We start from the raw sequence: 18817 nt of genomic DNA on the forward strand, positions 1-18817 counted from the left end.
TAAAATGCATAACCTCAGCGAGCTCAGGGTAGGAGTGGATTGTGACAGAAAAGCTTAGAAAAGCTATTTGTGGAATGGGCTTTGAAGGGATGTCGAGACTATGTAATCCATCGGTTCTCGGTATCATTAATGAGTTTGAAGGCTCACCTAACACAAAGAAACTTGCTCAGCTCGTAATCGAGATATACGGAGTTGCCTCCATTTTAGAGGAGGCTAAAAATAGAAAGCTTCTCCTTGAGTATCTCGACGAAAAAAATGCCGAAGAACTATCAAGCAAGCTTGGTGTTAGAGATAAATATTCTACCCCGTGGGAAGGGTTGCTTAGAAAGAAGTTTTCTTTTGAAAGTATTGCTGACCTTTATGAGTACTTTGACTGCGAAAAGCCTGAAGAATCAACTGCTGTCCAGGGGCGCTCCTTCTGTACTACGGTAGAAAGCAATTATGGGCTTTTTGAGCACCAAGAAAAAGCTGCCCAAAAAATCAAATCGTATTTGTCTACTGCGGGTGAGCGTGTTCTTCTACATATGCCAACAGGGTCTGGTAAGACAAGAACAGCAATGAGTATCGCTTGTGATTTTTTGCGTAACTCGATCTCTAATAGATCCGATAAAACAGTTGTATGGCTTTGTGATACGGATGAATTGTGTGATCAAGCAGCAAGCGAGTTTATCAAAGCATGGTCCTCACTGGGGGTGGGTAAGACAAATTTATACAGAGTTTTCGGGTCTGGAGAAGCCGATCTTTCAGTGATAAAGTCTGGATTTATTGTGTGCGGGCTTCAAAAATTAAACTCTATAAGTGTTTCTCAACAAGCTAACTACTATGGTATTTGCTCAAAGACAACGCTCGTCATATTCGATGAAGCACACAAGGCAATAGCACCGACTTATAAACAAGCTATCGAAGTTTTTCAGTCTTTAGGTGGCGCGGCATTACTTGGTTTATCTGCTACACCAGGTAGATCGACTGAAAACCAAGAAGAAAACGCTGAATTAGCAATTTTTTTTAATAGCAACAAGGTTTCACTTGAGATTGATGGTTATGGAAGTCCTATAAGCTACCTGCAGGATAAGGGGTATTTGTCTCAAGTTAAATATCACGATATTCCTTACCAATCATCTGATATAAATCTTACAACCAACGATATTTCATTGTTAAAAAATGGTGGCGAGCCGGACAAAGCTTTATTGACAAGGCTAGGCCTGGATCAAAAACGAAATGTTGTTATATTGTCAAACGCTATAAAGCTTATTGAAGAAGGTCGTAAGATAATACTTTTTGCGCCAAGTGTAGAAAGTGCTGAAGGTATTTATGCTTTGCTTAAATACAAAGATATTAAGGCTGGAATTGTTACAGCTACTACGCCGGAAGATGCTAGAAGGAAAAATATAAAAGACTATAAAGATGGAAAATCCAGCATTCTAGTTAATTATGGAGTCCTGACAACCGGATTTGACGCTCCTAAAACTGATGTTGCCATTATTGCTCGACCGACAAACTCTCTTACTCTGTTTAGTCAAATGGTTGGGAGAGCAACACGAGGGGTTAATGCTGGAGGTACAGAGTTTGCGGATATTTATGTGATAAAAGATACAATGCCTGGATTGCGAGATATGTCTAAAACATTTAAGCACTGGGATGAGTGCTGGGGTAATGGAAATGGGGGCTGAAATGAATAATGAAACTAAATACATGCAAAAGATTTTTCCCATTGAGCTCGTATTAGATGCTATGAAAGATAATGGGTACAAAGATGCAGCTCATGCTGTAGCTGAGTTGATTGATAATAGTATCCAGTCTGGGCTTGAAATAAAAAAGAAAACCCATGTTCAATTAATTTGTAAAGAGCAGTCTTCCTTAATTTCCGATCGTAACTCAAGTCGAATTGAGCAAATTGCTGTTTACGACAACGCTGGCGGTATGGATAAGGATGAGCTTCAATCCGCACTTGCTTTTGGGATGGGATCTAGAAGAAAAGCAAAGGATGGCATTGGGAAGTTTGGGATGGGGCTACCGAATGCGTCTATATCGCAGTGTAATAGAGTTGATGTCTATAGCTGGAAGAATGGAAAAACGTATCACACATATCTAGACATTAAAGAAATTGCTAGGGAGCACTACGATGTTGTGCCAGAGCCACAACTAGCAAGCCTTCCGAACGAGTGGGTCGACTGTATTCAGGGGGAAATAGAGGGAAGCGGAACTCTGGTTATTTGGAGTGACTTAGACCGGCTCAAGTGGAAAAGGCACAAAGCGTTTTTCTCTAACGTGGAATTTATAGTTGGAAGGATGTACCGATATTTTATAGGTAGCAACTGCGAAATTAGAATGGCGGCCTACAATGGTTGTATTGTTTATGATCAGCTTGTAAAAGCAAATGATCCTCTTTATTTGACAAAGGATACGAATACCCCTGCCCCATTTGACAGCAGTCCAGGGTTTGTAAGCTTCTATAATGGCTCTATACCTGTAGCCTGGAATGGAAAAATACACAATGTGAATCTCAAAGTGTCGATGTGTGACCACAAGTTCAGGAAGGACTTCAACTCTTATTACAGTGATAAAAGCTACGGAAACCCAGGTGCTACTCCATTCGGTAAGCACTGTGCGAAAAATCTAGGTATATCTATAGTTCGGGCGGGTAGAGAGCTTGAGCTAAATAATAGCTTCACTAACGTTTACGATCCCACTGAGAGATTTTGGGGGGCTGAAATTTCATTTTCTCCGGAGCTAGATGAGGTATTTGGAGTAACCAATAACAAGCAAGCAGCTACAGCGTTGAGACAGCTTTCATTGGCAGATATAGCTCAAGAAGAAGGGCTGGACAGTAAAAGCGAAGCTGACGCCTTTATGAATGAAAATAATGACATAAGGTTGCCTGTGATCAGGGTGTCTGAAAAAGTTGTTAGCATTCTTAGTGCTGTCCGAGGTGAGTTAGACAAACAACGAAAAGGCTCAGTTAAAAAAAATGATTATTCTTCTGATTTATCCCACAAGGCGGAAGGTGTAGCAACTAAGTTTGATCAAAAGCTCGACGCAAAAGGTGAAAGCGATAGAAAGTCTGATACTTTATCTGATGAGCAAAAAGCTGAGGAGATAAAAGAGGAGTTAGAGCGAGATGGGTTGTCTCTTAGTGAAGAGGATACAAAGAAACTTATTTCTGACGCTCTGCAGAGTAGCGATAAGTTTATCATAACCTCAGCGGATATTAGGGGAGCGGATATTATTTTTGATGTAACCACCCCCGGGGGTAAGCTTAAAGTCACTATCAATGAGTCACATCCTTTCTATAAGAACCTGGTTTCCGATATAGCTGATGATCCACAATACTATGACATCATCAAGCTGTTATTCTCTGCTTGGGCGATTATGGAAGACAAGCAGCAAGATGAGCAATATAAAGAGTGGCTTTTGGAAGCAAGGAAGGACTGGGGTTATTACGCAAAGCAGATGCTTACTGAGTATCTGAAAAATGGATAAAGCATTATTCATTGCTGATGGTGCGCTAAAAACAGACTTAGAGCTACTCCTGCCAGATTGCTCTAATCTAGTTGTAATATCTGCCTATATCACTAAGCCAGCTATAGAATGGCTAATCGGGCTTTCTGAGAAACACCCGTTACGTTCAGTACGAGTTATCAGTAGAGTAACCCTATCAGATATAATGAATGGTGCTACAGACTTAGATGCTCTCAAGTTAATTTTAAAGTCTGGTTGGAGCTTAGGTAGGATACCTAATCTTCACGCTAAAATATATTTGCTTGATTCTACTGTCATGTATATTAGTAGCGGTAATTTTACTGCAAGTGGACTAAAAATTTTTGGCGATGGTAATATCGAGGCTTCGGTTAAAATCAAACCGGATAGCTGTTGTTTGGATTTTGTCAGCAATTTGTTTAATTTGTCTCAGGGTTTAGATCTGGCTGCGTTGGATAAAATGGAAGCATATGTGTCAACTTTTGTGGATGGGGTAAAGTCCGTTTGCGATTGGCCTAGTGAGATTGTAAGCGCGCGAGACTACTTGCTAGTTTCCGACTTTCCCTTGGAGGAGTATGGAAATCGAAATGGTGTAAATGAGGACCCTGTATACAACACGATTCGTAGTAATGGTTCTGGTGGCAGAAGCTTACTGCTTAATACAGCTGCCTATAGGTGGCTAAAAACAACACTAATGTACAAGGAGGGAAACGAAGCGTACTTTGGAGAGCTATCCTCGCTGCTTCACAGCGTACTTAAAGATGACCCTGCTCCTTATAGGAAAAGTGTAAAGACAATACTTTCTAATTTACTAACGTTTATTTCAGAGATAGCGCAAGATGAAATTGAGCTGTCCAGGCCTAGGTATTCGATGCGAGCGAAGTTGAAGTGGAGCGGTTCAGTCCAAACTTAGCCGGTCGCCATGAAGAATATTGCCGATTTTTATTGTCGATAACTATATTGAGGCCCGAAAAAAATCAGAGTTAATAATTTTTAGGTTGTCCTTATGGCTTATATATTAATTTTCCACAGTAATATAGTGGGTGTTTCGTCGAAATAATCAGCTGTGGTGGTGCGTCCTTAGAAACCTTGCTTAATTGAAAATGTTTGGTTGTTAAGGTTTTCAACTAAACTTGTTCTGATAGATACCTCCTGAAAATCTGGTGACTATTAGACAAACTTTGAGTTGCTGTCGATGATGTTACTTTTTTCGAGAAATATTATTTTGTTGTTTAGTGGCTCCGGTTGGTATTCCCCAACATAGTCGAAAAAATCAACGTCCTGCTCTCTAAGTTTTATCTTTATGCGCTCGACCAGCATGGGAGTCTCTGACTCCCAGTTTTTATAGCCCATAAGGCTAACTTTTCCTGACAGCATGTGGGCTTTTATTAGCTGTATCTCTTCTAGGTCACCATAGAGCTGGGTCGCACAGCCTACGTATATCCTGAGTTCGGGGGGGATATCTCCCAGATAGTCTTTATGAAAGGTGTAGCTGTGCCCTTCGTTCATCTCTCCGCATTGAAGTTGATCGTAGGCTTTGTAGCAGGCCTCTCGAATCACTTCTGGGTTTCCGACCGCAAACAGGGCTGATCTGGCCTGTTCGAGTGCATCGTTGTAGGATTCAAAAAAGGCTTTGATATCACGCTTTAACCCTTCGGGAATCTGGGTTTGTGGCTTTCTTTTTTCAAACAGCCCTAGCGCGAAATAAACAATCAAATCCTCTTTTCTTTTTGTATGGGCTTCCTTAAAAAGCGATTCACCAAACTGCTTCACCAGTGCTTGATGGGCCTTGTTGTGTGATCCCGCGATTCGTCGTATCTGGTCGCTGAACTCGAACTCGCTGTTTGCGGGTATCCTACCTAGCTCTAGGCTTGTCTCCCAAAAGTCTGTGAAAAGGTCGATATGCCGATCAATGATATCTTTAGTCAGGTTGTTTTCCCTGGCTTTTATCTCTCGCTGTGTTTTTTGTTGCCAGTTACGTTTTATGTGCTGCCGTTCAACGAGAAACGTTTGTTCCTCTATCTTGTCCTTGAAAATGACAAATATCCCCTGACCAACGGCTATTACTTCCTCTTGTAAAACCGATTCTAAATAGTAACGGAACTCCCCTTGGCTATAGTAACGTTGAAAAGTGTTACGGCTGGTGAGAACCCCATCCTTGTAGGGTTTGAATTGGCTGATCACTGAGTCACCGGCGATCATCACCGATACCACTAGCAATTTGTTTGCGTATTCCCATGCACGCTTCAGCGTATCGTCCCGCTCTTCCCTATCTTCAATCACATTCAGCACAAAGCCTAGGTTGACGATATCGCTTTCTATCAACTCTCCTTCGGGATTATGGTTCGGGTCCCAGCTGCTAACGTCAATCCCATGCGCCTCTAACTCACGGACGTCATCACCTTTTCCGCAACCATAATCCAGTAGGCTGTAATCGCCAGAAAGGTAACCATGCCGGGCTAGTACTTTCATTGGACTAGAAAGGTGACTTCTATCAATGGCTGTTTTATGACGCTCAATATTCACATTCCCCTCATTGACAGGCACTACAGGCTTTTCAACTAGAGGGAGAAGGGAGCCATTAGGGTCGAGGTAATATCCCTTACTTGCAATTAAACGCTCCCAGTTCTTTTTGAAACCGATGCTGCGCGTATTTTCATACAACCCTAAGGCTTCGCCTTGGGCGGTATAGGTTGCGAAGACTTCACACGCCTCATGTCCTGGCGGAAGGAAGGTTTCTTTGCGGTGAAGGATGGGCGGGTTGTCTGAAGTGGCGTAATTGGCCTGTCGGACGCTGAGCTTGGCCAGATCAACGGTATAGCTTCGAGTAAGGCTCGGGTAGGCGTAATCAAAAAAGTCCGGGTAGTTGAGGAACGCGACCTTAAAATCGCGGGTGTAGAACTTGACTATGTTCCAGGCGTCGAGGTCGATTTTAACGGCATCGGATATTTTAATGGTCAGGCTAGCGAGAGTGGTATCGATCTCGTTCAATGCGAACTGATGCAGGTAGATCGCGTCAGGTAGCCGCTTGCCGATTTTTAGAGAGGCCACTAGATTTTTGTATGCCGGAAAGTCCATGTTTGGGTCGCCTTTAATGCTTTACCGGCATCATGATAACGCGATTTGCCGGTGATAGACGAAACCTGTGTGCAGTTGTCCGGAAAGCCTCTGTAGCCCCAAATCAGGAGGCGCTAATCAAACACCATCTGCCAGAACTTGTCGCGGTTGCGTTGGCCGGTGTCGCGGCCGGCGTGGTAGCGCACGTGTTGGCGGGGATCGGCGCCGGGGTTGAGCTCGATGCCCCATAGGGCCTTGATCTCGTTGGGGATCACCGAGTAGCGGATATCCACTACCCGGTTGGGGTGCTCGGGGTCACGGGCGATGTAACCGTTGGAGAACCAGCGGAAGCGCTCGATATCCTGTGCCTGCTGTGAGGCGGGGTCGAGCCAGGGCAGGTCGCGGGGGATATCCAGCTTGGCGACGTGCTGCCCCGGGTAGGTGCGGCTGTTGATGCCCACCCGCACTGCATCGACAAAATAGCGATCTTCGGTTTCGTAGACGATCTTCCACACCAGCAGGTTGGCGAAGCTGGGTTTGGCCTCCAGTCGCACCGGTTCGTGGCCGCGCGCGGCCGCGATCTCCCACCCCAGCGCTTCGGCGCGCTCGCGCTGCAGTGCCCCGATGCCGGGGTAGATAAGGGCCCAGGCGAGGGCGATGCGGCCCAGCTGCGGGCGTTTTTTAACCGCGGCCGTGATCACCAGCCCCAGCAGGGGGAGGGTGTAGAGGGGGTCGATGATCGACAGCGTGTTCCAGGCGATGCGGGCATTGCTGAAGGGCCACAGCAGCTGGGTGCCGTAGGTGGTGCAGGCGTCGAGCAGGGCGTGGGTTGCGTAGCCGAGGGTGGCAAACAGCAGGCTCTGCCACAGCCGCAGGCCGCAGTGCCGCCCCAGCAGGGCGTGCATCAATAAGCCTACCAGCACACCGCCGAAGGGGATAAAGAACAGCGAGTGGGTAAACTGGCGGTGGTACTCCAGGTAGAGCAGGGGGTCGGTTTCGGAGCGGATCAGCACATCCAGGTCGGGGGCCATGCCCCCGGCGATGCCCAGCAATGTGGCGCCGATGATCAGTTTGGGCTTGCTGGCGGCCTGGGCCAGGGTGGCGCCCAGTACGCCCTGGGTAACGGGATCCATAGGGTGGTTGCTAGCTGTCCGGTGGCTTTAAAAGGGGGTAGCGTCCAGCTTTCGACCCCGTCCGGCACCGAGGGTTCCCGGTGCCGGGGCAGGGGCGGGGCCGCTAGAGCTGGTCGATCACCGCATGGAGGGCATCGAGGGCGTTGGCGCCGAGGCGTTTGCAGCGCTCGGGGGACCAGCCCTCGCGGGGTTGCGGGGTATCGGCGGTATCCTTGAAAGGCATCTCCAGGGTGATCGCCACGCAGTTGAAGGTTTCCGCCACGTAGTTGGTGCACATGGTCATATTGGCGTTGCCCGGCTGGTTGTCGGGGTAGCCGTGCACCAGCTGGAAATCGGGGTTGGCGCGGCGCAGGGCCTGGCCGAAGCTGTTGTGCACGTTAAGGCGCTTCTCGTTCCAGGAGGGGATGCCGTGGGTGCCGGCGATAAAGTTGTAGGGCAGGGATTCGTCGCCGTGCACATCGAGGCAGAAGTCGACGCCGATCGACTCCATCTGCTGGCGTACCAGCAGCACTTCGGGGCTGCGCTCGGCGCTGGGTTCGAGCCACTCACGGTTGAGGTTGGCGCCGGCGGCGTTGGTGCGTAGATGGCCGCGGCGGCTGCCGTCGGGGTTCATGTTGGGCATCACGTAAAACACCGCCTTGTCGAGCAGGGCGCGGGCGATGGCATCGTTACCGTCGATCAGGCGGGGCAGGAAGCCCTCCATCCACCAGGAGGCCATGGTCTCGCCGGGGTGCTGGCGGGCCTGGATCCAGATCTTTTTCTTGCCGCTGTCCGCCTGGCCGATCACCAGCTGGTCCAGGGGCTGGCCATCGAGGGTCTGGCCCAGCATGCGATGCTCCACTTTGGGGTGGGCCTGCAGTTTGGCAATAAAGTCGGCCAGGCGCTCCATGGAGTAGGGGGCGAAGTAGGCGTAGTAGACCAGGTCGTGGACCGGCTCGTGCTTGATGTGAAGCACCCCGTCGCGGTAGCTGGTGGGGACCCGGAACCAGCTTTGGCGGTCGTAGGAGGCGACCGCCTGGTAGTTCTGCCAGCCGCCGGGGTAAGCGGCGCCCTCGGCGTTGAGGATCTTCATGTGGCAGGCCTGGCTGCGTACACCGCTGAGGCGGTAGTAGAACCATTGGTAGAAGGAGCTGTTGTGATCAGCGCGGATCCTCAGTTGGATGTCGTCGGCCGCCTCGGCGCTGACCACTTCAATGTTGCCGCCGTCAAAGGCTGCTGTTATCTGCATGGGATCCCTCCACCGGTGATCGCTTGTTGACCTCGATAGGCTGCGATTATTGCAGGTTCGTGGGAGGGCGCAAGGGCGCGCCCTCATTATTCACCGCCACTGGGGGCGACCCGCTCCGCAGGGGGCGCCCGGGCCAGCGCAGCCCCAGCATCAGGGCGTTGCCCGCCAGCACCAGCACCAGGCCGGCGATGCTGGCCAGGCGCCAGTGGTAATCCTCGAACCAGGTGGAGAGGGTCAGCGCCACCACAGGGAACAGCACCGTGGCGTAGGCGGCCTTGTTGGCACCGATGCGCGCCACCAGCGAGAGGTAGGCGGTAAAGCCAACGATGGTGCCTATAATCGCCAGATAGAGCAGGCTGCCGAGGTAGAGGGGGCGTTCATCCCAGCGCAGCGGGGTGCCGCTCAGCGCCATCAGGGCGGCGAGGAATAGGGCGCCGTAGAGCATGGCGTAGGCGTTACTGGTCAGCGGCCGCAGGCCTCTCTTGCTGTGGCGCAGGGAGATCATATTACCCAGCGAGAACAGGTAGGTGCCGAGAGCCGCCATCAGCACCCCTCTGAGGTCGGCGCTGCCGTGGTTCAGTTCCGGCCAGAACATCAGGCAGAGGCCACCGATGCCGAGCAGGCTTGCCACATACACCACCGGTGCCGGCCGCTCACCCCAGAAAAGGCGGCTGTTGAGGGCATTGAACAGGCTGGCAGCGGAAAAGATCACCGCCAGCAGGCCGCTGGTGATGGTCTGGGCGGCGCTGTACATGGTGACAAAGTTCATGGAGAAGAGGCTGATGCCCTGCAGTACCATAAAGGCGTGGTCGCGGCCGTTGGTGGGTTGCATGCGTCCGCTGAGCAGCAGCAACGGCAGCAGCAGTCCGCCGGCGATGGCGAAGCGATAGAACACCGAGGCCAGCACCGGGACCTCCCCCAGCTGCCAGTGGATGGCGATCCAGGTGGTGCCCCAGATGAGGACGGTGGACAGGTAGAGGGTGGCGTTCATGGTGTCTCCTTAAGGCGGCCAGTGTGCCGCGAAACGGGCGCCAACGGTACCGATTTTTTCGGTATGGTGCCGTCTCCGGGTTATTGCCGAGGGCGCGACACCGGTGGCAGCCTCGGTGATACACTGATGTGCACAACCCCTGGGAGTCGCTATGGAAAAACCGGTCAACGAAGCCTGCCTGCGTAACCAGCAGGCGATCTACGAAGCGCTGCGGCTGCACTTTGCCGGCTCCCGCTCGGTGCTGGAGATCGGCAGCGGCACCGGCCAGCATGCGGTCTATATGGCCGAGCACATGCCCTGGCTCGAGTGGCAGCCGAGTGAGCTGGCGCCGGCGCTTCCCGGCATCGAACTCTGGCGCCGGGAGGCGGGGCTCGACAATCTGCGTTCGCCGCTGGAGCTGGATGTGCGCTGCCACCCCTGGCCCCTCGACAGCCTGTTTGATGCCGCCTTTAGCGCCAATACGGTGCACTATGTCGGCTGGCCGCTGGTGGAAGCGATGGTGGAGGGGCTGGCACAGGCGCTCGAACAGGGCGCTTGCTTCTGCCTCTACGGGCCCTTTAACCGCGAGGGGCGCTTCACCAGCGAGGGCAACCGTGCGCTGGATAGCTGGCTGCGTGAGCGCGATCCGGACAGCGGCATCAAGGACCTGGCCCAGATGGTAGAGCGGCTGGAGGAGGCCGGTTTTGATTATAGGGGTGAGCAGGCGATGCCCGCCAACAACCTGCTGCTGCGCTTTACTCGCCGCTGACTCAAAGCGGCCCTGCAATGGTTGCCAAGGGCTCGGGGTCGCCGGATAATGTGCGCCCGAATTTCTCTTTGGAGTATCAGCAGATGAAGGTTGAAGCCGATAAGGTGGTGCAGTTCCATTACCGTTTGAACGACAGCGAAGGCAATGAGCTGGAGACCTCCTACGACGGCGAGCCCATGGCCTACCTGCATGGCCACGACAACATGATCCCCGGGCTGGAGATGGCCATGAACGGCCGCGCGGTGGGTGACACGTTCAGCACCGTCGTGGTGGCCAAAGATGGCTACGGTGAGCGGGTTGAGGATAGCCAGCAGCGCATCCCCATCAAGCACCTGCTGGTCAAGAAGAAGGCCCTGCTGCTGCCGGGCTCGGTGGTGAGCGTCAATACCGAGCAGGGCCCGCGCCACGTCACCATCATCAAGGCGGGTCGCTTCAATGTGGACGTGGATACCAACCACCCGCTGGCGGGGATGGACCTGCACTACGAGGTAGAGGTGGTGGACGTACGTGACGCCAGCGACGAGGAGATTGCCCACGGGCACGCCCACGGCGTGGGTGGCCATCACCACTGATTCCTGCCCCAGGCTGCACCAGGGCGCGGCTCCCGGCGGGCGGCGCCCTTTTTTGTGGCTGTGTTTTTTTCAGTGCCTGCCCAGTGCGAGTACCCCCCGCAGCTTGGGTGCAGATCACCTACAACCTGCTCCTCCATCCCCCACAATCTGGCGCCACCATTCCCTACAACGGGGAGCGGGTTGGGCGGCTTCTGCTGGCCCGGCCAGGACACTATGATCGAGTGCAGAATCATCAGGATGATGATTCTTCATATTGCTCAGGGAGGAGCCAGGGATGAATCAAGTAGGAAAGGGGTGGGCGCTGGCGCTTGGGATCAGTGCACTGATTTGGGGAGCGGGGGCCGATGCCAACAATGGAGAGGATCGGGCGCTTGAGGGCGCACCACCGAGTCAACTGGAGCGGTTGGCCCTGGAGCTGGGTCTGCAATGGGTGCAGCGGGATCTGGGACTATGGAGTGCCCGTGTGGAGGGGTTTGCCGAGGCGGACGGCTCGGTGGATGAGCGGGTGCGTGCGGCCCTGCTGCTGTCGGTGGCCTGTCATGCGGACAACAAGGCGCTGGCGGAGGGGGCCGATGGCTGGTACCTGGGGTTGCTGGACCCACCCGGCAAGGGGGTGGATCCAGCGAGTTTCCTGCTGCTGTTGGTGGACCGGGCGGAGCCGCCGCCGGCCACCGGGCGCTGGGGAATGCGCCACCTCAGCGGAGCGTTGCAGGGCGATTGCGGTTAGCGCACGCCCTGGCCTGATCCCCTAGGCGGTGATGGAGGTGACCGTGTCGATCGCCCACTGATCGTCATCCATCACCACAACATGAGCACGATCGAAGAGGTTGAAGTCACTGGCCGAGGCCATGGTGTAGGCCCCCATCATATGGCCGACGACAATATCACCGATCTGCAGCGGCGGGATCACGATCGATTCGGCGATCATGTCGATGCTGTCGCAGGTGGGGCCGGTGAGGGCCGCCGTTTCACGCTCCTCCAGATCGGAAAATACCTCCAGCGGGTAGTGGGTGTGGTCGTAGATCTGGCCACTGAAGCTACCGTAGACGCCATCGTTCAGGTAGTACCAGGTGGTGTCGCCACGGCGCGCCTTGCCCATCACCTGGGTGATGGCGGTGCCGGCAGGCGCCGAGAGGAAACGGCCCGGCTCGGCCAGTACGCGGAAGTGGGCGGGCAGCTCGGCCAGGGCCTCGCGGATGGGGGCGCAGAACGCCTCAATGCCGAGGGTGTTGTCGCCATAGTTCACCGGGAAGCCACCGCCGATATCGATGGTCTCCACGTTCTCGTCGAACTCGGCATTGTGCTCCTGCATGATGCGAGAGGCGGCACGGATGGCGGCGGCGTGGATCTCACCGTTTTTGGACTGGGAGCCGACGTGGAAGCTCAGCCCCTTGACGCGGATACCCAGCTGCTCGGCGCGCTGCAGCAGGAAGGGAGCCTCCTCGACGGTGCAGCCGAACTTGCGGGAGAGGTCGACGCGGGCCTCGGGGTTGCGGTAGCTGATGCGCAGCAGCAGCTCCACCCGGCCGGCGAAGGGGATAAACTTCTCCAGTTCCCAGATGTTGTCCACCACGAAGGTGGTGACCCCGAAGTTCAGTGCCGCACGGATATCCTGGGGCCGCTTGATGGGGTGGGTATGGATGGTCTTGTTGGTATCCACGGGCAGGTCGCGGATCATCTCGATCTCGCCGGCGGTGGCGATATCGAGGCCGCAGCCGAGGCTCAGCAGGTGTTCAACCACCGCCGGGTGGGGCAGCGACTTGATGGCGTAATAGGGCTCGACGCCGGGCAGTGCGTTGCACAGGGCACGGTACTGCTCGGTTACTTTGCTGAGGTTCAATAACAGCACGGCAGACCCTTCTGCGTGCAGCAGCGAACGGTAACGGTCACCCAGGTGGGCGGGAGAGATACGGCAAATGCTCATGTAATTAGTTCTCGAATGGACGAACAGAGGGTAGGGTCTGCGCAAAGCTTCCCCGGTGGGCTGTCGGATGGATACAAAGGGTTGTCAGCTCGCGGTAGCCAGGGCATAGCGCGAGGAGGGCGTGGACGCGGGGATCGCGCACAGCGCCGCGGCTGTTGGCCACAGGGACAACAGACGGGGTTACGCCGGTGGGCGTAATTCGGGGTTCACCCAGGCGCAGGGCCGGGTGGCAAATCGGTTGGGAGGGGGCGGCCACCGGTCCAATACCCTTAAGGGGGGGACGGTGGCCTTTGGCCTCGGTGATATCGGGCTCGGGTGCGAGCTCCCTGGTTGCGTTATTCATCCACAGGTTGTCCTTAAGCTAGTGTTGCGCCAGCCCTCGGAGTCTCTGCTCGCTGTTGGCTAACGCTGATTGGGAATCGACATAAAATCCATTGGGTAACTTAAAACGCGTTGAGTGTATGAGAATTTAGGCGGCTCGCAAGAAAAAATGTTGGCGAGCCCTAAAAATGTTTCGAACGTTGGTGCCAATTGAGAAAATGGCAGGTACTGGAATGATAAGGGGCGGGTGGCTACCCGCCCCTGAAGGGCTATTTGCGGCGCTTGGGGGGCTCGAAACCGCTATCCGAGCCCCAGGGGCTGGCGGCGGCCGGTTTGCCAGTGGCGCGGGGTTTAGCTGCGCCGCCGGGCTTGCGCCGCAGCGGTGCATCACCATCGACCGGGGTAGCGGGACGGTTCTCGCGTTGCTCGCTCGCGGTTTTTTTGCCGGCGCCTGCCACCGGGCTGGCGGGTCGCTTGCCGCTGGCTTTGGCGCCCGTCTTCAGCTTGGCTTTGGTGGCGGGCTTGCGTTTTTTGGTGCTCGCGGCCTTACCGGAGCTCTTCAGTTTTTTGGGCCCCTTGTAGCTGGCGATCAGCCCCTCGACCTGTCGCTTGCGCAGGCCGGTGTTGATATAGCGTTCGATACCGGCCTTGAGGTTCCAGTCGTAGGCGCAGACCAGGCTGATCGCGACACCGCTGGCATCGGCCCGGCCGGTCCGGCCGATACGGTGGATGTAATCGTCTCCGTTACGGGGCATGTCGAAGTTGATCACCAGGTCGACCCCCTTGACGTCGAGGCCGCGGGCGGCGAGGTCGGTGGCGACCAGTACCTTGAAGTGGCCGTCACGGAACAGCTGCATCCCCTGGTTGCGTTCGGGCTGGGTCATCTCGCCGTGCAGTACCCCCACCGGTAACCCCTGGCCCCGCAGCTGGCCGCACAGGCGGTCGGCCAGTTCCCGGGTGTTGGTGAACACCAGCGCCTTGTCGAAGGGGTCATGCTCCAGCAGGTGGGCCAGCAGTTTCACCTTGTGCCCGGTGTCGTCGGCCAGGATCATCTGCTGGTCGATGTCGCCGCTTTGCTTACGCGGGGTGTCCAGGATCAGGGATTCGGGGTTATCGAGGGCACTGGCGATGATCTCACTGAGCCCGCGACGCTTGAGGGTGGCGGAGTAGAGCAGGGTCTGGCGCTTATCGGCGCAGGCGTTGCAGATCTTCTCCAGGTCCTCGCTGAAGCCCATCTCCAGCATGCGGTCCGCTTCGTCGAGTACCAGCGTCTCGATATCGTTGAGGTGCAGCGATTCGGCCTCCAGGTGTTCCACCAGTCGACCCGGGGTGGCGATCAGGATCTCGGGATTTTTGCGCAACATGGCGCGCTGCTCCTTGAAGCCCTCACCGCCGATGATCATGTCGGCCTTGATAAAGGTGAAGCGTCCCAGCTGCTCGCAGGCTTTCATCACCTGGCGCGCCAGCTCGCGGGTGGGCACCAGGATGAGTGCCCTGGCCTGGGCGTCGGGGCGCTCACTCAGTTGCAGGCGATGCAGGATCGGCAACACGAAGGCGGCGGTCTTGCCACTGCCGGTGCGGGCGCAGACCAACAGGTCCCTGCCCTCCAGCGCGGGGGGGATCGACCGCTTCTGCACCTCGGTGGGTTCGGTAAAACCGAGGTTGTCGAGGGCTTTCAGCAGGCGCTCATTCAGGGCGAGTTGGTTGAACACGTTGGCGGCCTCATGGGCTGGGAAAAGGGGGGCATTGTAAACCGCAGGCGGTAGCGAACAAAGCCCAAGTGGTTAAAGATCCGATCCCAGAGTATAACCGTGCAGGGTCAGGAAGGTCTCCGCCTCCCGGGGACTGGACACCACCCGGGAGCGATTGTCGCCTTCGTAGATGAGTAACTGCTCCATTAACTGCTGGTTGAGCAGCCCCTCGCCGGGATAGATCAGGGTGTATTGCACGCCGTTGGCGACCGCCCAGGCCACCGACTCGCGCAGATAGGGGATGGCTTCCGGGTTGGCCAGTTGCCACTGGGAGACATCCACGTAGTGGGACCAGCGCGTGAGGCCAGCCTGCTCGACACAGTGGCGCAGGTCCTGCAGCCACTGGCGGGCGGTGACCTCATTCCAGCCACCATAGCCACGGCAGATCACCAACTGGTGATCTACCTTGATGCGGTAGCTGCCGTGGGCTCGTTTCATGGTGACTCTATCGAAAATAGGGGCGCGTACTATACATCTTAGTATCAACAGGGATAGGCGTGGGCGCACCGGGGGCGGCGCCGGTGATCGGCGCCGGGGGGAGGGAGGGGTCAGTCGAACTGCAGGCTGACGTCACCGAGTCCGCTGTCGAAGCGGGCAATGACGCTGTCCCCGGCCTGCACAGGGATCGCGCGCACGAAAGAGCCGGAAAAGGCCACATCACCAGCCTCAAAGGCGATGCCAAACTCGGAAAGCTTGTTGGCCAACCAGGCTACCGCGGTGAGGGGGTTACCCAGCACCGCGGCCGCCGCGCCACTCTCCTGCACGGAACCGTTGATGATCAGGTCGCCGCGGATGGCGCCCAGCTCCACCTCATCGAGGCGTTTGGGCTGGCTGCCCAGAGAGACGCAGCCCACCGCAGCCAGGTCGGCAATGGTATCGCGCACATCCATACCGGGGGCGCGGGCGACGCGGAAGTCGACGAGTTCAATGGAGGGCAGGATATAGTCGGTGGCCGCCGCCACGTCAGCCTCGGTGATGCCGGGGCCCTTGAGGGTCTGCTTCATGACGAAGGCGATCTCGATCTCGATCAGGGGGTCGGAAAAGTCGTCGCACTTGAGGCACGAGCCCGACTCCACAAACATGTGGTCCAGTACCGAGCTGTAATCGGGTTCGGTGGTCCCTGCCATCTGCTGCATTACCTCGGAGGTGAGGCCGATCTTGTACCCCTTTACCTGTCGCCCATCGGCCTGGAACCGGCTAATCACCTGCTCCTGGATGCGGTAGGCGTCCTCCACCTCGATCTCGGGGTGGCTCTGGGTCAACAGCGGAATCTGGCGCCTGTGGGTGAAGCAATCGAAAATCTGCTGCGCAATGGTGCTGCGGGTTTCTTGGTTAAGCATAGGAAATCCTTGGGGGCAGGGGAGGGAGCGCGAACCCACGGGGGGCTCGCGGCCGTTATGGGCGGTTACGGCCCTCCCTTAGGGGTTAAGCATTTTGTGCATGGCGCGATCGCTCATCACCATAATCGGGATCATGGTGTGGGTTGAGCTGGTGGTGGGCATCACCGAACCGTCGACCACGTAGATGTTATCCAGGTTATGCAGTTTGAGGTCCTGGTTGACAACGCCGGTGCTGGCGTCCAGGCCGATGCGGCAACTGCCCTGTACGTGGGCGGAGGTCAACTGCACCATTCCCGGCTCCACCGGCAGTTCATCGATCCGCGAGAGCTGGTCTGGGCTGGTGAGCGAGGGATAGACCGCGCTGTTGTAGTTGACCTGTCTGGCGCCCGCCTCGAAGAGAAACTCGGTGGCGGTTTTCATGCCGGTCTTGAGGCGCTGAACCCATTCGGCCGTTGGGCGGTAGTGGATTTTGGGTTTGACTTTACCGTCCGCCCCCCACTCCCAGTCCATGGTGCCGGTGGGCTGGTCGGGCACCAGCAGCGCCGAATAGTGGGTATGGGGATAGGCCTGCATCATCCGCTTATGCTCCTGGCCGATGGCGGAGGAGAAGGCTCCCAGTACACCGGGCAGTCCACCCACCCCCTCCATGCGGAAACCGCCCAGGCCGTGGTCGGCGCGGTTGTCATCGAACTCGCTCATGTAGACCGACTGGGGGGCGCCGCGCCAGGAGATCATTTTGTCGGAGGCGTCGAACTGCGCGGAGATGCCGAGCTGCGGCTGCAGGGAGATGTTGCGCCCCAGCTGGGGGAGCCCCTTGTCCAGGCCCGAACGCTTGAGAATGGCGGGGGTGTGGACGGTACCGGCCGCGAGGATGATGCGCTCGGCGTCGATGGTGATCGGCAGCCGGAGGGCGCGGGTGCCTCGCTCCAGCACACTGGCGTGAATGCGATAGGTGCCACCGAACAGCGGCTCGATGCGGTCAACCCGCACATCGGTGTAGATCGAGGCCCCCAACGCCGAGGCACGGGGCAGGTAGGTGAGGTTGGTGCCCTGCTTGGCGTCGTAGGAGCAGCCGGAGAAGCAGTACCCGCTGCCGATGCAGCCCTTGCGGTTGGAGTTAAACACGCCCGCCTTGTAGCCGAGGCGATCGGCGGTCTCCAGTAACACGTTGTTGTTGCGGTTGAGGATTCGATCCTCCAGCCGGTGGACGTTGAGATCCTTGTAGACCCGCTCGTAGGAGGCGGTCAGGCTCTCCTCGGTCAGCTCGGTGAGGCCGAATTTCTGCTGCCAGTGGTGCAGCACCTCGGCTTCGATGGGGGTGGCGTCGGCGGTGTTAATGACGGTGGAGCCGCCGAAGCAGGAGCCCTGCCAGACGTAGATCATGCCATCGGTGGTGGTCTGTTGCCCCCCGGAACGATACAGGGCCGGCATCATATCCTCTTCGCGCTGGTTGAAATCCCGGGCCTGGAAGTACCCCCCCTCTTCGAGGACGAGGGTGTCGACCCCGGCAGCGGCGAGGTGATAGGCGGCCACGCCGCCACCCGCGCCTGAGCCGATCACCACAGAGTGGGTTTTGAGTTTGAGGTGAGAGTGAATCTCATGACCTTGAATAATCATATCAACCACCGTTTTTGGGGTTAGGGGCGCTTTGCGCAATCAGGGGACCGTCGTAGCCGATATGGGGCCAGCTGTGCTCATCGGTATAGAAGTAGAAGAGGCACAGACCCCGCAGGGCGGCAAACACGCTGACCGCAACCGGTCCTGCCTCCTTGAGGGCCAGCAGGCAGCGCTCCCGCTCGCTGGCGGACAGCGCCGAGAAGGGGGATGGGGCACCGATCAACTCGGGGGACTTGTGTTCGACAAACAGCAGGGCGCCGCGCAGGCCGGTCAGCAGGTCGTTGTCGGTGGGGTCCAGGTAGTGGTCGATACGCAGGGCCAGGTCAATATCCCGGGCCCCGGTATCGAAGGCGCCGCCTTGGGGGATGAGGGTGTCGGCGACCACCGCCAGGATTCGGTCCTCATCCGCTGAGAGTACCCGCAGCCTGCGGGGGCCCAGGTTCACGGCGGCGTTCTCCATGGCCAGCAGTTGTGACGGTGCCACCAGAGCGGCCAGTGCCAGCATCGACTGTTGCAGGAACAGGCGGCGGGTCGCGGAGGGCAGAGATCGATGATTACCCATTGTTATTCACCTTACTTGGGGCCAACGGTTTTATTATTGGAGGCGTCCTCACAGGTGCTGAGGGTGGGGAGTTCAGCGGTGGTGGGATGCCTGCAC

General features: G+C 56.3%; 16 protein-coding genes. 6 read left to right on the top strand and 10 right to left on the bottom strand.

Features of this window, described 5'->3' with window-relative positions:
- The first annotated feature begins 41 nt into the window (after positions 1–41).
- The 3 genes from D0544_RS04535 to D0544_RS04545 are packed head-to-tail and all read left to right on the top strand — an operon-like array spanning position 42 to position 4390.
- A complete protein-coding gene (locus tag D0544_RS04535; RefSeq protein WP_125014810.1) occupies positions 42–1670 on the top strand; it encodes a DEAD/DEAH box helicase in 1629 nt (542 codons plus the stop codon).
- A gap of 1 nt (position 1671) precedes the next feature.
- A complete protein-coding gene (locus D0544_RS04540; RefSeq protein WP_164880834.1) occupies positions 1672–3480 on the top strand; it encodes an ATP-binding protein in 1809 nt (602 codons plus the stop codon).
- Positions 3473–4390 carry a phospholipase D-like domain-containing protein gene (locus D0544_RS04545; protein WP_125014812.1) on the top strand — a complete coding sequence of 306 codons (918 nt, stop codon included), beginning with the start codon at positions 3473–3475 and terminating at the stop codon, positions 4388–4390. Before D0544_RS04540 ends, D0544_RS04545 begins: the two co-directional genes overlap by 8 nt.
- Positions 4391–4647: 257 nt before the next feature.
- Here the strand turns inward: D0544_RS04545 and D0544_RS04550 are convergent, their stop codons facing one another.
- The 4 genes from D0544_RS04550 to D0544_RS04565 form a co-directional block, all read right to left on the bottom strand.
- Positions 4648–6555, bottom strand: coding sequence for a DNA phosphorothioation-associated putative methyltransferase (locus D0544_RS04550; protein ID WP_125014813.1), 1908 nt, complete (start codon positions 6553–6555; stop codon positions 4648–4650).
- Positions 6556–6668: 113 nt separating this feature from the next.
- The gene (locus D0544_RS04555; RefSeq protein WP_125014814.1) at positions 6669–7667 is read right to left on the bottom strand and encodes a metal-dependent hydrolase; all 999 of its coding nucleotides are present in this window, start codon (positions 7665–7667) and stop codon (positions 6669–6671) included.
- Positions 7668–7770: 103 nt separating this feature from the next.
- The gene (locus D0544_RS04560; RefSeq protein WP_125014815.1) at positions 7771–8895 is read right to left on the bottom strand and encodes a M14 family metallopeptidase; all 1125 of its coding nucleotides are present in this window, start codon (positions 8893–8895) and stop codon (positions 7771–7773) included.
- Between the two features lie 46 nt (positions 8896–8941).
- Positions 8942–9886 carry a DMT family transporter gene (locus D0544_RS04565; protein WP_125014816.1) on the bottom strand — a complete coding sequence of 315 codons (945 nt, stop codon included), beginning with the start codon at positions 9884–9886 and terminating at the stop codon, positions 8942–8944.
- Positions 9887–10037: 151 nt separating this feature from the next.
- On the opposite strand from D0544_RS04565, the gene D0544_RS04570 reads away from it, so the two are divergent.
- From D0544_RS04570 to D0544_RS04580, 3 genes are all read left to right on the top strand, one after another.
- Entirely contained in the window at positions 10038–10634 is a 597-nt protein-coding gene (locus tag D0544_RS04570; protein WP_125014817.1) for a DUF938 domain-containing protein, read from the top strand.
- 83 nt (positions 10635–10717) lie between these two features.
- Positions 10718–11206 carry an FKBP-type peptidyl-prolyl cis-trans isomerase gene (locus D0544_RS04575; protein WP_125014818.1) on the top strand — a complete coding sequence of 163 codons (489 nt, stop codon included), beginning with the start codon at positions 10718–10720 and terminating at the stop codon, positions 11204–11206.
- Positions 11207–11480: 274 nt separating this feature from the next.
- Positions 11481–11933, top strand: a complete 453-nt coding sequence (locus D0544_RS04580; RefSeq protein WP_125014819.1) for a hypothetical protein — start codon at positions 11481–11483, stop codon at positions 11931–11933.
- 21 nt (positions 11934–11954) lie between these two features.
- Here D0544_RS04580 and D0544_RS04585 read toward each other — a convergent pair whose 3' ends face one another.
- The 6 genes from D0544_RS04585 to D0544_RS04610 all read right to left on the bottom strand — a co-directional run bounded on the left by D0544_RS04585 (position 11955) and on the right by D0544_RS04610 (position 18721).
- Positions 11955–13130 carry a type III PLP-dependent enzyme gene (locus D0544_RS04585; protein WP_125014820.1) on the bottom strand — a complete coding sequence of 392 codons (1176 nt, stop codon included), beginning with the start codon at positions 13128–13130 and terminating at the stop codon, positions 11955–11957.
- Positions 13131–13720: 590 nt separating this feature from the next.
- On the bottom strand, positions 13721–15163 hold the full coding sequence (locus D0544_RS04590; RefSeq protein WP_125014821.1) for a DEAD/DEAH box helicase: 1443 nt from the start codon (positions 15161–15163) through the stop codon (positions 13721–13723).
- A gap of 72 nt (positions 15164–15235) precedes the next feature.
- Complete coding sequence (locus tag D0544_RS04595) at positions 15236–15640, bottom strand: hypothetical protein (protein ID WP_125014822.1); 405 nt, start codon at positions 15638–15640, stop codon at positions 15236–15238.
- Positions 15641–15750: 110 nt separating this feature from the next.
- Positions 15751–16542: a 2-keto-4-pentenoate hydratase gene (locus D0544_RS04600; RefSeq protein ID WP_125014823.1), complete on the bottom strand. Its 792-nt coding sequence runs from the start codon at positions 16540–16542 to the stop codon at positions 15751–15753.
- A gap of 78 nt (positions 16543–16620) precedes the next feature.
- Positions 16621–18159, bottom strand: coding sequence for a GMC family oxidoreductase N-terminal domain-containing protein (locus D0544_RS04605; protein ID WP_125014824.1), 1539 nt, complete (start codon positions 18157–18159; stop codon positions 16621–16623).
- A 1-nt stretch (position 18160) separates the two neighbouring features.
- Positions 18161–18721, bottom strand: a complete 561-nt coding sequence (locus tag D0544_RS04610; RefSeq protein WP_125014825.1) for a gluconate 2-dehydrogenase subunit 3 family protein — start codon at positions 18719–18721, stop codon at positions 18161–18163.
- Between the last annotated feature and the right edge of the window lie 96 nt (positions 18722–18817).

Source organism: Aestuariirhabdus litorea (assembly GCF_003864255.1).
GTDB classification, from domain to species: Bacteria; Pseudomonadota; Gammaproteobacteria; order Pseudomonadales; family Aestuariirhabdaceae; genus Aestuariirhabdus; species Aestuariirhabdus litorea.

Bases quoted from the DNA above. Each gene is read 5' to 3' on its own strand.
- D0544_RS04555 (WP_125014814.1), bottom strand. From the start codon at position 7,667: ATGGATCCCGTTACCCAGGGCGTACTGGGCGCCACCCTGGCCCAGGCC.
- D0544_RS04550 (WP_125014813.1), bottom strand. From the start codon at position 6,555: ATGGACTTTCCGGCATACAAAAATCTAGTGGCCTCTCTAAAAATCGGC.
- D0544_RS04560 (WP_125014815.1), bottom strand. From the start codon at position 8,895: ATGCAGATAACAGCAGCCTTTGACGGCGGCAACATTGAAGTGGTCAGC.
- D0544_RS04570 (WP_125014817.1), top strand. From the start codon at position 10,038: ATGGAAAAACCGGTCAACGAAGCCTGCCTGCGTAACCAGCAGGCGATC.
- D0544_RS04575 (WP_125014818.1), top strand. From the start codon at position 10,718: ATGAAGGTTGAAGCCGATAAGGTGGTGCAGTTCCATTACCGTTTGAAC.
- D0544_RS04585 (WP_125014820.1), bottom strand. From the start codon at position 13,130: ATGAGCATTTGCCGTATCTCTCCCGCCCACCTGGGTGACCGTTACCGT.
- D0544_RS04545 (WP_125014812.1), top strand. From the start codon at position 3,473: ATGGATAAAGCATTATTCATTGCTGATGGTGCGCTAAAAACAGACTTA.
- D0544_RS04605 (WP_125014824.1), bottom strand. From the start codon at position 18,159: ATGATTATTCAAGGTCATGAGATTCACTCTCACCTCAAACTCAAAACC.
- D0544_RS04595 (WP_125014822.1), bottom strand. From the start codon at position 15,640: ATGAAACGAGCCCACGGCAGCTACCGCATCAAGGTAGATCACCAGTTG.
- D0544_RS04540 (WP_164880834.1), top strand. From the start codon at position 1,672: ATGAATAATGAAACTAAATACATGCAAAAGATTTTTCCCATTGAGCTC.
- D0544_RS04565 (WP_125014816.1), bottom strand. From the start codon at position 9,886: ATGAACGCCACCCTCTACCTGTCCACCGTCCTCATCTGGGGCACCACC.
- D0544_RS04610 (WP_125014825.1), bottom strand. From the start codon at position 18,721: ATGGGTAATCATCGATCTCTGCCCTCCGCGACCCGCCGCCTGTTCCTG.
- D0544_RS04600 (WP_125014823.1), bottom strand. From the start codon at position 16,542: ATGCTTAACCAAGAAACCCGCAGCACCATTGCGCAGCAGATTTTCGAT.
- D0544_RS04580 (WP_125014819.1), top strand. From the start codon at position 11,481: ATGAATCAAGTAGGAAAGGGGTGGGCGCTGGCGCTTGGGATCAGTGCA.